General features: G+C 63.9%; 12 protein-coding genes. 3 read left to right on the top strand and 9 right to left on the bottom strand.

The window, feature by feature from the left end; all coding sequences use genetic code 11:
* Positions 1-44 precede the first annotated feature (44 nt).
* Positions 45-812 carry a class I SAM-dependent methyltransferase gene (locus LY622_RS12685; protein WP_234291227.1) on the top strand — a complete coding sequence of 256 codons (768 nt, stop codon included), beginning with the start codon at positions 45-47 and terminating at the stop codon, positions 810-812.
* 33 nt (positions 813-845) lie between these two features.
* Here LY622_RS12685 and LY622_RS12680 read toward each other — a convergent pair whose 3' ends face one another.
* From LY622_RS12680 to LY622_RS12665, 4 genes are all read right to left on the bottom strand, one after another.
* A complete protein-coding gene (locus LY622_RS12680) occupies positions 846-1,262 on the bottom strand; it encodes a VOC family protein (protein WP_234291226.1) in 417 nt (138 codons plus the stop codon).
* Positions 1,263-1,407: 145 nt separating this feature from the next.
* Positions 1,408-2,373: a zinc-binding metallopeptidase family protein gene (locus LY622_RS12675; protein ID WP_234291225.1), complete on the bottom strand. Its 966-nt coding sequence runs from the start codon at positions 2,371-2,373 to the stop codon at positions 1,408-1,410.
* A gap of 372 nt (positions 2,374-2,745) precedes the next feature.
* A complete protein-coding gene (locus LY622_RS12670) occupies positions 2,746-3,357 on the bottom strand; it encodes a transglycosylase SLT domain-containing protein (RefSeq protein ID WP_234291224.1) in 612 nt (203 codons plus the stop codon).
* A 169-nt stretch (positions 3,358-3,526) separates the two neighbouring features.
* Complete coding sequence (locus LY622_RS12665) at positions 3,527-4,447, bottom strand: hypothetical protein (protein WP_234291223.1); 921 nt, start codon at positions 4,445-4,447, stop codon at positions 3,527-3,529.
* A 252-nt stretch (positions 4,448-4,699) separates the two neighbouring features.
* Here LY622_RS12665 and LY622_RS12660 point away from each other — a divergent pair, with 252 nt between their 5' ends.
* Positions 4,700-6,490, top strand: a complete 1,791-nt coding sequence (locus tag LY622_RS12660; protein ID WP_234291222.1) for a M14 family metallopeptidase — start codon at positions 4,700-4,702, stop codon at positions 6,488-6,490.
* On the opposite strand, the gene LY622_RS12655 is transcribed toward LY622_RS12660, so the two are convergent.
* Positions 6,439-6,810, bottom strand: a complete 372-nt coding sequence (locus LY622_RS12655) for a thiol-disulfide oxidoreductase DCC family protein (protein WP_234291221.1) — start codon at positions 6,808-6,810, stop codon at positions 6,439-6,441. The two genes, LY622_RS12660 and LY622_RS12655, sit on opposite strands and share 52 nt — an antisense overlap.
* Positions 6,811-6,843: 33 nt before the next feature.
* Complete coding sequence (locus LY622_RS12650; RefSeq protein WP_234291220.1) at positions 6,844-7,320, bottom strand: YbhB/YbcL family Raf kinase inhibitor-like protein; 477 nt, start codon at positions 7,318-7,320, stop codon at positions 6,844-6,846.
* A 143-nt stretch (positions 7,321-7,463) separates the two neighbouring features.
* Between LY622_RS12650 and LY622_RS12645 the strand changes: the two genes are divergently transcribed.
* The gene (locus LY622_RS12645; protein ID WP_234291219.1) at positions 7,464-7,925 is read left to right on the top strand and encodes a flavodoxin family protein; all 462 of its coding nucleotides are present in this window, start codon (positions 7,464-7,466) and stop codon (positions 7,923-7,925) included.
* 134 nt (positions 7,926-8,059) lie between these two features.
* Here the strand turns inward: LY622_RS12645 and LY622_RS12640 are convergent, their stop codons facing one another.
* The 3 genes from LY622_RS12640 to fadB all read right to left on the bottom strand — a co-directional run bounded on the left by LY622_RS12640 (position 8,060) and on the right by fadB (position 11,761).
* Entirely contained in the window at positions 8,060-8,245 is a 186-nt protein-coding gene (locus LY622_RS12640; protein ID WP_234291218.1) for a CCGSCS motif protein, read from the bottom strand.
* Between the two features lie 131 nt (positions 8,246-8,376).
* The gene (gene fadA / locus LY622_RS12635) at positions 8,377-9,555 is read right to left on the bottom strand and encodes an acetyl-CoA C-acyltransferase FadA (RefSeq protein ID WP_234291217.1); all 1,179 of its coding nucleotides are present in this window, start codon (positions 9,553-9,555) and stop codon (positions 8,377-8,379) included.
* A 28-nt stretch (positions 9,556-9,583) separates the two neighbouring features.
* Positions 9,584-11,761, bottom strand: coding sequence for a fatty acid oxidation complex subunit alpha FadB (gene fadB / locus LY622_RS12630; RefSeq protein WP_234291216.1), 2,178 nt, complete (start codon positions 11,759-11,761; stop codon positions 9,584-9,586).
* Positions 11,762-11,814 lie beyond the last annotated feature (53 nt).

The following is an 11,814-nucleotide window of genomic DNA, read 5'->3' as shown; positions in this document are numbered from 1 at the left end:
ATGCGGTAATCTAGGTGAAACAACAACTCACCCCCGGAGGCACCATGAACGACGTCCCCCACAACGCCCCCGGGCAGCATTGGCAGGCCAGTGGCTATGCCCATCACGCCGACTTCGTTCCCGCCCTGGGCGACGAAGTGGCCGCGCTGCTGGCTCCGAAGGCCGGCGAGCGCATCCTCGACCTGGGCTGCGGCGACGGCAGCCTGACCGAGGTCCTGGCCAAGTCCGGTGCTACGGTCATCGGTGTGGATGCGTCCCCCGACATGGTCGAGGCCGCCAGGGCACGCGGCCTGGACGCGCGAGTGGTGGATGCCCACCACCTGCCCTTCGATCATGAGTTCGATGCGGTATTCAGCAATGCCGCGCTGCACTGGATGCTCAACTACGAAGCCGTCATCGCCAGCGTGCACCGCGCACTCAAGCCCGGGGGACGCTTCGTCGCCGAATTCGGCGGTCACGGCAACGTCGCCGCCATCTGCACCGCCTTGCTGGCCGCGCTCCAGGCTCGCGGCATCAGCGGCAAGGCGCGCTTCCCCTGGTTCTTCCCTACCGTGGAGGAGTACAGCACCAGCCTGAAGGCGGCCGGCTTTACCATTGATTCCATCGAACTGATCCCGCGCCCCACCCCCCTGCCCACCGGAATGGCCGGCTGGCTGGCCACCTTCGCCAATCCCTTCCTGCATGGCCTCGAGGAAGAGGTGCGCGCAGCCATTCTCGACAACGCCGTCGACCTGCTGTCCCATAGCCTGAGCGACAGCCGCGGTAACTGGACCGCCGACTACGTCCGCCTGCGTCTCAAGGCATACCGCTGAGGAACGAGGCAGGGGCCGGGTGCAGGATGAGGATCAGATTCCGGTGTCAGCCGGGCCAATCCAGACGAAGGGATTGTGGGCCACCTCCCAGAGATAGCCATCCGGGTCGGCGAAATAGCCGGAGTACCCACCCCAGAACACCTTCTCGGCCGGCTTGACCAGCGTCGCCCCCGCAGCCACGGCCTGGGCGATCAACTCATCGACCTCCGCTTCCGAACCCAGGTTATGCGCCAGGGCGATGCCGGCAAAGCCGCTGCCTTCTGGTGAGACGCCGGCATCCGCCGCCAGCGCTTCGCGGCCATACAGGCCCAGCCAGCTACCGTTCAGGGTAAAGAATGCCACTTCCGGTGGCGACTCCATGCGCGGCAGTCCCAGCCCCTGTTCATAGAAACGAACGGACCTCTCCAGGTCATCTACACCGAGTGTGATCATGCTGATTCTGGGCTGCATGGCAAACCTCTGGCTAATCTCTAGGAAACGCTGCACAAATCGTAGTTTCTGGCTGATCTTCAGGCGAGCATTTCGGGCCTTGCCGGCTGCTTACGGGAATCGCCAACAGGCAGTAACTCGCTGTCGGGACTGTTGGGGAAAGCGTTCATAGCCCCTGGGCGCCTCGACGCAGCCAGTCATGCATGAAGACAAGCTTGCGGCGCGACATTTCGGAAAGCACGAAGGGATACAGGTCCAGCAACCCCATTGAGCGATTGGTGTGATTGACCCCCATGACCAGATGAGTCGCAACATGGATCAAGCGCTCGGCATCCGCCTCCATGTAGGGATCCCACCCGTAATGCGGCAGGTCGGCAGAGGAAAGGCCGGCGGCAACGAAGCTATCGGCGATATCCGTGAGATGCAGCAGATGGGCAGCGGTTTCTGCCCAGTCCTCATGGGGATGAGCGGAGGCATAGGTGCTGACAAAGTTCGAGCGCCAGCCCGCAGGCGGGCCTTGTCTGTAGTGCCGCTGCAGGGCCTCGGCGTAATCTTCACGCTCGTCTCCAAACATCGCCCGGAAGGCGTCGAGAAAGTCGTCTCGCAGGCTGAGTCGCCACCAGAGCATATGCGAAACTTCGTGCCGCATATGGCCGATCATGGTCCGGTATGGCTCTTCAAGCGCCTCACGACGGGTGGTTCGCAGCACAGGGTCCGCTTCCGCCACGCTGATGGTGACTACCCCCCCTACATGCCCCATGGCAACGGGCGTTGGCCCTTCGGCCAGCAGATGGAACACCGGGGGAGCCCCGGGATCTTCCGGCCGGAACCAGTTCCACCGGCCCAGGTTATCGATCACCCAGCGCTTGGCGGCCTCGGTTTTGGCCCAGTGGGGCATGGCATTGGGTATGGAAGGGTCCGGGGCCAGTGCCGTCATCGCACAAGAGCGACAGAAGCCCCCCTGCTCGGGGGCGATCCAGTTGCATCCTATGACGTCGCGATTGGCGCAGAACGGCGGCATGGTGATGAAGGCCCTGGCCTGCGGGTCATAGGCAACAGGCGTACCCGTGGCTGTAGCAAGGTTGTCAAACCACAGAGACCCGCGACCGACTGGATTGGCATAGACACGCATAGGCAGTGACTCCTGGACTACGGCAGAGCGCGCTCAGGATAAGAGCGCTGTTCTCTGGCGCAGTACTCTGGATTAGGAGCGCGGCTGCATGCCGCACTCCACCTGTCAGCCTATCACTTAAGCAGCAAGTGCCCAGGCATCTCTTGTTACCCAAAGTAAGAAGCCAAAATCTCGATCGGCGACGACATCAAACGTCGGCTACAGAAACGACGCCATCGGCGCTTCTCGCCCGCAGTGCCACGGTTCAGGGCGATGCACGACGACACGACGAATGGCAGCGGCATGGAACTTTCCAAGTCGTCTGCACGGCGGTGAACGAGAATCGGATCGCCGCGCGCTATCGGGAAGCCCCAAACGACACGCCATCATGGTTCATCCCGCCGAGCAGAAAGGGCCGAACTGGTAAAAGCGACGACAGCGCAGTTCCGCTTCGCAGGCGGGAAGTTGCGCCTGGTAGCGGGCGGCTCGCGAACTGACCTGATTGGCGGCTCGAAGAACCTGGGGCTTGTTCTGGTAAGTGCCTCGGCGATAGCCACCCTGGCCTTCATGATAGGCCAGGTAGAGGTGCTCGGGATTCTGCAGCGATATGCCGAGTTGGTCGTGCGTGCGGCGGTTGTACCAGCCAATGAAGTCGGTGGCATGCTTCATATGGCTGCGGCGTGCCAGGGTACTGCCCGCATCCTCCCGGTACTCTCCCCAGACGGGATCCATGGCCTGTGAATAGCCTCGCGCCGAGGAGGGGCGGCTCCCGGGAATGAAGCCCAGGATGCGATTCCTGGGTGGTCGAACATGGCTCCGGAAGGAGGACTCCTGTTGAATGAAGGCCATCTGGGTGGCAATGGGCGTGCCCCACGCCTCTTCCGCAGCGCGTGCGTAGTCATACCAACTCGGCTGTTCATGAAATATCTTGCAGATATTGGTCTGATCCTGCGGAGGCGATGGCGCCATCATCGCACAGCCCGATCCCAGCAGGCCGATGGCCATCACCAATAACCCAGGCGCCAGGCGCCGAGCACCGCTCGCAAGCCACCGTTGGCGGCCCTGGTTCCCGCCTCTCCGAGCCACAAAACCCAGCGTCATCACGCACCTATCGGTCGGCCTCTCCAGCCTGGGAGGCTACGCTAGTGCCAGTCGGCCGGCAAACCCGGCAGGCCTACTCCCCAGCCAGCTCCTGCTGGTGTGCATACTCGCGCCATTTCTGATCGAGGTAAGTCGCCCGGTCGATCTCGAAGAGCTGCCTGGGGTAGCGCATGGTCAGGGTGAACCAGCGCTGCAGACTGGCTTCCAGGCGCTCGGACTCGGGAAGGTCACGGCTTTCGAGGTGCGCCTCGAGCGCCAGATAGAAGCGCATGACGTTACGCTCGATCATGCCCCGGGTGCCTCCCACATGGATCGGTTCTCCGCCGGCAGTCGTCCCCTCGACCGTAAAACCCACCCGATCCCGTCCAATGAAGGTGAGATAGCCATGAAGGGCAAGCCGCCCCCGCATCCCGAAGACCAGGGAGTAGCGCAACTGGACCAGACTGTGATCATCGTCCTCGGGCACCGCCCGCAACTGCAAGCGAAAGGCGCGGGTGCCGTAGGGCCCCTGGTCGCCCTCCAGCATCACATCCAGATAGCGCGGCTGGCGGTCCACGACTCGCCATCTCAGATCGAGGCGCTCTGCATCCACCAGGGCGGCGAAATCCCGGTGCCCGACGAAGAGGGCCAGGCCACTGCCGAGAACCCTGTCCTCCTCCTCGACGAGGCAGCCCTTGATGTTCACGTGCAGGAAGAGAATCTCGCACCAGGCCGTGACCGAGGCCAACTCCTCCGCGAGCGGCTCGAACGGATGGTGGAGCCGGGCATGGACGCTACCGCTCACCGAATGACTGCGCGATTGCGAGTCGACCTGCAGAGGCTCGTCGAGGGGGGAGCCAGCTATCACCTCCCGCCAGCTATCGCGCAGCCAGTCGTCCTGAGCCATGGCCGGCCCCGGCAGCAGCCAGGCCAGCCATGCCCAGAGCATCAGCCACACCGGCCAGGGGAGGCGATCCGCCCGGACCGGGGTTATGAACCGATATCCTCGTTCCATAGCACAGGCGGCTCCTGGATGAAGCCCTCCATCAGGGCGATGCGTTCGGGCGCCTGGAGGAGTGCTGACCCTATCCATAAGACTAGCCCAGATGCTCCCCGCCAGCCGATACAGATCGGCCCTGGCGCCCATGTTGTCTACCATCGGGATTCCAGCCGGTATTGCCTGGGTGTTTCGGGGGCCGCGAGCGTGGGGAATCTCCAGCGGGGTGAACCATACTGACAGCGAAGCCCGGCAACCGGAGGCACCGGCATGGTCCTGGACACACTCGATGGCCCCTTTCGTCATCGCTACCTGACCCACGAGGCGCTGACCCGACAGCTCGAGGCATGGGCACGGACCTATCCGCAGCTAACCCGCCTGCAAAGCATCGGCACCAGCCCCGAAGGCCGTGAGATCTGGGTGCTTGCCATCGGCCCCGAGCCGGAGCGCCGGCGCCCCGCCGTGTGGGTGGACGGTAACCTGCACGGCGTCGAGCTGGCCGGCTCCAGCGTCGCGCTCGCGGTGGCCGAGACCGCGCTGGCCGTGCATACGAACCCCACCGCCCTGCCCCGGCACTTGCCCGATCACCTGCTCGAGTTCCTGCGCGGCGTACTGTTTTACATCTGCCCGCGGATCTCGCCGGACGGGGCCGAACAGGTACTGCGCCTGAGTGGTTTCGTGCGCTCGGCCCCTCGCCGCACCCCTCACGCCCCCGACCTGCCCTACTGGCGCCTCCAGGACATGAACGACGATGGCCGCTGCCGCTATCTGCGCGTGCCGGACGAGGCTGGCGACTTCATCGAGTCGACGACCTGCCCCGGCCTGATGCTGCCACGCCGAGTCGACGACCCGCCGCCCTACTGGCGGCTCTACCCCGAGGGGGTGATCGAGCACTGGGACGGCGAAACCATTCCCGAGCCCAACTGGCTGCTCGACACACCGGATTTCAACCGCAACTTCCCGTGGAGCTGGCAGCCGGAACCCGAGCAGATCGGCGCCGGCCACTACCCTGGCTCCGAGCCCGAGACCCGTGCGGTCATCGACTTTGCCATCGCCCACCCCAACCTCTACGCGTGGCTGAACCTGCACACCTTCGGCGGGGTATTCATCCGCCCGCTGATCGACGCGCCGGACAGCCGCATGGACCAGAGCGATCTGGCGCTCTACCGGCAGCTGGCCGCGTGGGCCCAAGACCTGGTCGGCTACCCGACCGTCAGCGGCTACGAGGAGTTCACCTACGAACCCGAAACGCCCTTGCGCGGCGACTTGACCGACTTTGCCTATCATCAGCGTGGTTGCGTCGGCCTCGTCTGCGAACTATGGGACCTGTTTCACCGCCTCGGACACCCAAAGCCCATGCGCTTTGTCGAGCACTACACCTCGTTCGAGCGTGAGGACATGGAACGGCTGGCCCAGTGGGATGCCGATCACAATCAGCGGCGAATGTTCGGCGCCTGGCAGCCCCTGCAGCACCCGCAGCTCGGGGCGGTGGAAGTCGGCGGCCTGGACCCATGCATCGGTCTTTGGAACCCGCCGCCGGAGATGCTGCCGGCGCTGTGCGACAGCGTGGCCACCTACTGGCTGCATGTCGCGGCGCTGGTGCCACGCCTGGCCCTGGAGTCCGTTAGCACCATTGCCCTGGGCAACGACCACTGGGAGTTGAAGGTTACCGTGGCCAACCGCGGCTACCTGCCGACCCACGGCGTCAATGCCGCGGCCCGACGCCCCTGGAACACCGGCGTGGAAGCCCGAGCCAGCGCCGAAGGCGGTTGCCAGTTGCTCGATCCCGAACGGGCCCGCCAGCGGCTGGGCCATCTCGACGGCTGGGGCCGTGGCCTCGGCGAAGGCGCACACATGCCCTGGTATCAACGCTCACGGGGTAGCAGCCATCGTGCGAGCGTCCGCTGGCTGATCCGCGGCGCGGGTGAAGTCCGATTGAACATCGGCGGCCCACGGCTGGGCTACCTGAGCCGCACGATCGAAATTCCGGGTGGCGCGGCGCTCCCCGGTCACGGGAGCCGCCCTTCCCGGGCGAGCCGCCGCCGCACCCAGCATCGATAGGCCCACTCCAACAGCGGTTTGAGACCCGGCAGGCCGATCAACCAGGCCAGCAGCGCGAGTCGCGGCACCCGTCGCATCAGCAGGATGTAGGCATCAATGCCCTGCACGATTCGTCCCCGGTGGTCCTCCACGTGGAGCGACAGCAACGCCTCGCCAGGATCGACCTTGGCGGCACGCAGGGTGTCCTCGTTGGCGGTGACGTCGACCCACTCCACCGAGTTCGCCGCGTCACCGGCCCAACGCTCGTAGCGTGCCCTGTCCCGCCGGCAGATGGGACAGATGGCGTCGTAGTAGACCTTGAGAAGGGGCCAGTCGCGCATGGAAACTCCGTTCATATCGGAACAGGCTCGGCCTCAGGCTCGCTGGTAGGTTCCGATCAAACGGTTCATGCCAATCAGATGGGGCTCGAGCTGCTTGAGCAGCTCGGGCAGGCCGAGGCCTTCCGGAAGATCGGTCGGCTTGTCCAGGGCCAATACCCAGAAATAGTAGTGATGCTGGCCATGTCCCTCCGGCGGCATGGGTCCGCCATAGCCCATCTTGCCGAAATCGTTCTTGCCTCGGGTGCCCTCACCGGTGTTCTCAGCCAGGGAGGTGGTCGAACCCGGCAGGTTGTAGAGCAGCCAATGGACGAACCCGTAGCCGCCGTTCTGCACCAGGGGGGCATCCGGGTCGTGGCAGATGATCGCATACCCCCTGGTGTCCTCCGGCGCATCGCGCCAGCTCAGAGACGGCGAGACATCGTCGCCCTCACCGGTGTATTTCTCGGGTATCGCGCCATGGGCAGTAAACGCGGAACTCTCCAGCTGCATATTCGAAAGTGCAAAGGCCATTCAGGCATCCTCCTCAGTTCCAGTGATAGTTCCAGTGCTAGTTTCTGTGATGGTTCCTGTGATAGCGCCTGTGATTCCAGGGATTCGAAAGCGAAAGGGCGAGCTGCTGAAACAGCGTCGGAAAAAGCCGTTAGACTGTCAATATGAGACAGCTTCTGATCGTGGCCCATGCGCCCTCCCCCAATACGCAGAGACTCCGCGAAGCCGCCGAACGCGGGGCGCGACACCCAGAGATCGAGGCGGTAGAAGTCATCGTCAAGCCCCCGCTGGAAGCGGAGCCCGATGACGTGCGGGCCTGCGATGCCATCCTGCTGGGGACCACCGAAAACCTGGGCTACATGAGCGGTGCCCTCAAGGATTTCTTCGACCGCTGCTACTACCCGGTGCTGGAAGAGAAACAAGGCCTTCCCTGTGCCCTCTATATCCGCGCCGGCCACGACGGCACCGGCACACGCCGGGCGGTGGAGAGCATCGTCACCGGGCTGCGCTGGAAGTGGGTACAGGAGCCGCTGGTATTACGCGGCGAGTGGCAGGAAGACTTCGTGGCTCAAGTCGAGGAGCTAGGCCTCTATCTGGCCGCCGGGCTCGAAGCGGGCGTGCTATAGCGCGCAGGCTAGACCTTGGGAGCAACCCGCGACTTGTGAAAAAACGGGCGTGCGCCGAAGGGCACACCCGCTGCTTTCGTTTGGCAATGGCTATTGGCCGGGAACGCTCGAGACACCACCGCTGTCGCTCGGGGTTAGCTGCACGACCCGCAGCAGACACCAGGCTCCCCATGCTTAGCCTTCTTTGCTGCGTCGGTGCCGGCACTCTCGCCGACGTTGGCGACCGTATCCGGCGTCGTTGACACCGCAGGTTCAAAAGCCTGAACGGCTTGCTTGTCTTCTGTCTTGTCTTTCTTGAAAAGGTTCTTGAGACGGCCCATGAGTCACCCCGCAGTGGATTCCATAAGAAGTATAAAAAATGCATCTTATTGCTCATCCACCAGATCGTCAACGCCTCAAAACAAGAACGGCCCCGTACCTGTAAGGACGGGGCCGCCGGCTGCAGAAGTGCTTATTTCAACCGTTCAAACACCGTGGCCACGCCCTGCCCCATGCCGATACACATGGTGGCCAGGCCCAGCGTGGTATCGCGCTGCTGCATCACGTTGAGCAGCGTGGTGCAGATACGGGCACCGGAGCAGCCCAGCGGGTGCCCCAGGGCGATGGCACCGCCATTGAGGTTGACCTTCTCGTCCATGGCGTCGAGGAAGCCGAGGTCCTTGAGCACCGGGATCCCCTGGGCGGCAAAGGCCTCGTTAAGCTCCACGGTCTGGATGTCGTCGCTGGTCAGGCCCGCCACCTTGAGCGCCTTCTGCGAGGCCGGCACCGGGCCGTAGCCCATGATCGAGGCATCGCAGCCGGCAACGCCGGTCGACAGCACCCTGGCGATCGGCTCGAGGCCCAGCGCCTGGGCGCGTTCGTAGCTCATCACGGCCATACCGGCGGCGCCCACGGAGAGCGCCGAGGAAGTCCCGGCGGTAACGGTGCCGCCCCGCGGGTCGAAGACCGGCTTGAGCTCGGCCATCTTCTCCAGGCTGGCATCGCTGCGCACGACTTCATCATGCTTGAACAGGGTCTTGAAGCCACGTTGATCATGGCCCTCGATACCGATGATCTCGTTATCGAAATAGCCCTTCTCGTTGGCCGCAAGGGCACGCTGGTGCGAACGCACGCCGAACTTGTCCTGCTCCTCACGGGTGACGCCGTGCATCTTGCCCAGCAGCTCGGCGGTGAGGCCCATCATCATGGCCGCCTTGGCGGCATACTTGCTGGCCGCCGGGTTGACGTCCACACCGTGGGCCATGGGCACGTGCTCCATGTGCTCGACGCCGCCGATGATATAGAAATCACCCATGCCGGCCTTGATGTTGGCAGCGGCGATATGCAGCGCGGTCATGGAAGAGCCACACAGGCGATTGACGGTCTGGGCCGGCACGCTGCGGGGAATGCCGGTCATGATCGCCGCGTTACGGGCAATGTTCATGGCCTGTTCGAGGGTCTGGTTGACGCAGCCCCAGATCACGTCATCGACTTCGGACGGATCCAGGTTGGGGTTGCGATCGAACAGCGCCTGCATCACCGCGGCGGAGAGGTTCTCGGCCCGCACGTTGCGGAAAGCCCCGTTCTTGGCCTTCGCCATGGCAGTGCGGACACAGTCGACCACCACGATGTCTCTCGGATTCAAACTCATATCAACTCACCTCCTGATCGTGGTGGATTCAGCTCTGGGCCTGGGTGGAATAGAAGCGTTCGCCGGCTTCGGCCATCTTGCGCAGCTTGTCGGTGGGGGCGTACAGCGGCCCCAGTTCATCGGCGAGACCCTCGGCCAGCTTGACGAACTCGCCGACGCCCATGGCATCGATATAGCGCAGCGCACCGCCGCGGAACGGCGGGAAACCGATACCGTAGATCAGCGCCATGTCCGCTTCGGCCGGGGTCTCGACGATACCGTCCTCCAGGCACCGCACGGTCTCCAGGCAGAGCGGCACCATCATGCGGGCAATGATGTCGTCGTCGGAGAACGTCTTCTGCTCCTTCACCACCTGCTTGACCAGCGCGTAGGCGTCAGCGTCGCTGACCTTCTTCGGCTTGCCCTTCTTGTCCTCCTCATAGGCGTAGAAGCCCTTGTCGTTCTTCTGGCCCAGGCGCTCGTTCTCGTACATCACCTGGATCGCCGTCTTGCCCTCGCGCGCCATACGGTCGGGGAAGCCTTCGGCCATCACCTCATTGGCATGCACTGCGGTATCCATACCCACCACGTCGAGCAGGTAGGCGGGGCCCATGGGCCAACCGAACTTCTCCATCACCTTGTCGATGTGCTGGAAGTCGGCACCCTGCTCGACCAGCAGGCTGAAACCGCCGAAATAGGGGAAGAGCACGCGGTTGACCAGGAACCCCGGGCAGTCATTGACCACGATGGGGGTCTTGCCCATGGCCCGGGCGTAGGCCACGGTGGCCGCCACGGCGGCGTCACCGGTCTTCTCGCCACGGATGACCTCGACCAGCGGCATGCGATGCACCGGGTTGAAGAAGTGCATGCCGCAGAAGTTCTCGGGGCGCTTGAGGTTCTGCGCCAGGCGAGTGATCGAGATGGTCGAGGTATTGGAGGTGAGGATGGTCTCCTCGCCGACCAGGCCTTCCACTTCGGTCAGCACCGCATCCTTGACCTTGGGGTTCTCGACCACCGCTTCGACCACCAGGTCGACGTGGCCGAAATCGCCGTAGGAGAGGGTCGGACGAATGAGGGTCAGCTTCTCGGCCATCTGCTCGGTGGTCAGCTTGCCACGCTCGGCCTGCTTGGCGAACAGCTTGCGCGACTCCTTGAGACCCAGCTCGATGGCCTCTTCCTTGATGTCCTTCATCAGGATGGGCGTGCCCTTGGAGGCGCTCTGGTAGGCGATGCCGCCACCCATGATGCCGGCGCCCAGCACGGCCGTCTGCTTGACCGCCCTGGCCTGCTTCTCGTACTTGCCGGCCTTCTTCTTGACCACCTGATCGTTGAGGAACAGCCCGACGAGGTTGAAGGCAACATCGCTCAGCGCCAGCTTGGCGAAGGCCTTGGCCTCGATGGCCTGGGCCCGCCCGCGCTCCTCGCCGGCGCCCTTCTGGATCACCTTGATCGCTTCCACCGGTGCCGGATAGTGCGGCCCCGCCTTGCCCTTGACGTAGCCCTTGGCGGTCTCGAAGGCCATCATCTGCTCGATGGGGTTGAGCTTGAGCGGCCCCTTCTTCTCGTCGCGTCGCGCCTGGTAGTCCAGCTCGCCGCTGAAGGCACGCGCCAGAATATCCAGCGCGGCGGCTTCGAGGGATTCATCCGGCACCACCGCATCGACCGCACCCACCTTGAGAGCGGCATCTGCACGGTTCTCGGTGCCACCGGCGATCCATTCGATGGCGTTGTCGGCGCCGATCATGCGCGGGAGTCGCACGCAGCCACCCCAGCCCGGCAGGATGCCCAGCTTGGTCTCGGGCAGGCCGATCTTGGCCTTCTCGCCCATGACACGAAAATCGGTGGTCAGGGTCACCTCACAGCCGCCGCCCAGCGCCAGGCCGTTGATGGCGGTAACGGTGGGGAACGGCAGGTCCTCGATGGCGTTGAAGATGTCGTGAACCTTGAGGTTCATCTCGACCAGATACTCCTCGCCCTTGTCGAACAGACCATGGAATTCGGTGATATCGGCGCCCACGATAAAGACATCCTTGGCGCTGCCGATGACCAGGCCCTTGAGACCGCTCTCGCCCTGGATCGCCTTGACGGCATCGTCCAGCTCGGCCACCACCGTGCTGGACAGCTTGTTGATGGACTCGTCCTTCAGGTCGAAGGTGAGCATGGCGATGTCGTCGCCCCCGGTCTTGGTACCGCGTGCCACCGTGATGGCGTTGCCTTGATAGATCATCCACGAATCTCCACACAGAGGTTGGCGTTGGAGGAGTGCCCAATTTCATACGG

The organism is Halomonas alkalisoli (genome assembly GCF_021412585.1).
In the GTDB taxonomy this organism is placed as follows: domain Bacteria; phylum Pseudomonadota; class Gammaproteobacteria; order Pseudomonadales; family Halomonadaceae; genus Halomonas; species Halomonas alkalisoli.
Note: the sequence above shows the minus strand (reverse complement) of the source record. Positions and strands in the feature narration are given on the sequence as shown.